The sequence below is a fragment of the Clostridium sp. N3C genome (genome assembly GCF_900095445.1).
Classification (GTDB): Bacteria; Bacillota; Clostridia; order Clostridiales; family Clostridiaceae; genus Clostridium_AU.
In genome coordinates, this window is the sequence record NZ_FMJL01000108.1 from 1 (window position 1) to 2,277 (window position 2,277).

Consider the following 2,277-nt stretch of genomic DNA (forward strand, 5'->3'; position numbering starts at 1 on the left):
CTATCCCCTCTGATATAAATAGAATGACTAAGGAAATAATAAAAGTAAGGTTATTTATATAAAAAGCTTCCAAGAATTTCTTCCTATCCTTGTATATGTTTTTTAAAGTATTAAATGATATATAGATATATACTATAAATGCCACTATTATAATAAGAGCAAATAACCAAACATATTTAGGTCCGAAAGCTCTCATAATTGTACCTGTCATAAAAAATATAACCCAAAATAAAATTTTTATGGCTCCCATATTCTGCAATAATATTGGAATGTCCTCGCTATTACTTATAAAATAATCTGTTTCATTGTCCTTTTTATCATGAGGCATATCTCTCATCTTTTTGCTCATTCCTATTTCTAAAACTATATTTGATAGCATCAATATTCTTCTCAACCTCATATTTAATTTTCCTTAAGAGCATGTCCCTATTACTTCCATACTTAGTATACACTATATCTTTAAACTTCATTAGTGCTCCGCACTTGCATCTCAATGGATCTATTCCAAAAGATTTCATTATCCTATATTCCCAACGTCTAAGTTTTTGATGCTGCTCTTACATGTGAAACCTTTTTTATTCTTCTCCCACACTCTGGGCATTCATACTCAATATATCCTTTATCTAATTCTCAACAGTAGATTATCTTATTTATTTCACTAAAAACTAAAGAGTAATTAGGGCTTTTGTTATAGAAAGAAAAAACTTCTTGTTTGTAAATACGGCTAAAAGCGCAACTGCAAATAGCAATATTTATAGCATTGCTGAAACCGCCAAGGCTAATAAACTAGTTGTAGAAGTATATATTTAGGCGTCTATTTTTTACGATTGCGTTCTACCACTATTCTTGTTTCTTTTTTTGATTAATAATTCTTATATACTCCTTTGATACTTTATAATTTGTATCTAAAACACTATATAACATAGCTATTGGAATAACTAATACATAAAAATTAATAAAATAAGTTTTATAGTAAACAAATCCTTCAAAATAAAACAAGAATGCTATTCCTGTCAATATTAGTATTGTTTCGAAAATTGCTTTCTTTATATATTTGTTTTTCTTATAATACAATCTGTTTCTATAATTATTTATTAAAATAAAACCAAAAATGATAGGAATAGAAAATAAAATAATATTAATTCTATTATTACTACGCTTTAGTATATTTGGAATTATTATATATAAAATAATTATCAAAATAAGTATTATAGGTGTAAAAGTCGTACATTGCATAATCCTTTTGTTATACTCCTCATCAGAATTTTCTTCCATTATAATTCTTAAACCATACTTTACACCATCCTCAAAGGAAAACGATGTAATATCATCTTTATTAATAAAAGAATGTCTTTTACAATAAAGTGTCATAAAAAAAGATAAACCTTCAGAAGCTAACTGACTAATAAGAATGCAGATAAAAACTGTAGATTTAACTTTTAAAGACGTTAAATACCAGCCTAAAATCAAAGTAAAAAAACTTATAATAAAACTTGAAATAAAAACATTCTTCACAAATTTCGATTTAAAGACTGTTGTAATAATGATTTTACTAGCTAAAAATAGCAAAACACAGTAGATCAAATAATGTGATAAACTCCACAGTTGGAATGTCGTCCGATAATATGAAGATACCACACCATAAACCAAGCTATTTATATTTAAAATCAACAAAGTTACAATATATACACTCCATCTTTTCACATATATTCCCCATTTCTTTTAAGAATAATACTACAATGACTTCTTATCAATAGTTTTAGATAGTCATTGTAGTATAATTACTAAACTTATATTAAAAGCATATATATTTAAAGTTATCTAACAGAAACATCTATTCCATAAGGTATTCCCCAGCGCGAATATTTTATTCCAAAATCAATGCCCTTACCTTGTATTAAAGCATCCGCAATAGTATGTGACAATCCACCAACGGCAGCCACACCTACAATACCTAGTACCCAACCAATAGGTCCTGACCATGCTCCCAACTTAGCACTTATTGCTGCCCATCCAGCTGTAATTATGGCAGCCACTTTCCACACTCCTAATCCTATTAGTGTTGCTCCAACAGGGTTGATTCCTACTGCTACAAAAGTTGCTTTGCAAAAAGTCCGAAGGTCAGAATTTGAAATATAAATTCCTCCATCAACATACTCCATCTCATCCCTGTCAATATCAACGTAGCTGCATGGCATTTGTAAAGCCATTGTACTCATTTTACCATTCTCCTCTCGTTTTTAAAATAGTTTATTTATATCAAAGGTATCTATAGCT

3 protein-coding genes are annotated in these 2,277 nt (G+C 28.7%); all 3 read right to left on the reverse strand.

Annotated features, from left to right (window positions below; all coding sequences use genetic code 11):
- Positions 1 to 400, reverse strand: a 400-nt coding sequence (locus tag N3C_RS14630; RefSeq protein WP_178377852.1) for a hypothetical protein, incomplete at its 3' end; no start/stop codon positions are given.
- A 440-nt stretch (positions 401 to 840) separates the two neighbouring features.
- Positions 841 to 1,704: a hypothetical protein gene (locus N3C_RS14915; RefSeq protein WP_143312701.1), complete on the reverse strand. Its 864-nt coding sequence runs from the start codon at positions 1,702 to 1,704 to the stop codon at positions 841 to 843.
- A gap of 113 nt (positions 1,705 to 1,817) precedes the next feature.
- On the reverse strand, positions 1,818 to 2,219 hold the full coding sequence (locus N3C_RS14645; RefSeq protein ID WP_083604582.1) for a hypothetical protein: 402 nt from the start codon (positions 2,217 to 2,219) through the stop codon (positions 1,818 to 1,820).
- Positions 2,220 to 2,277: the final 58 nt, after the last annotated feature.

What these genes read in the sequence shown, in the direction of transcription:
- N3C_RS14645 (WP_083604582.1), bottom strand. Translation starts at nt 2,219, where the DNA reads ATGAGTACAATGGCTTTACAAATGCCATGCAGCTACGTTGATATTGAC.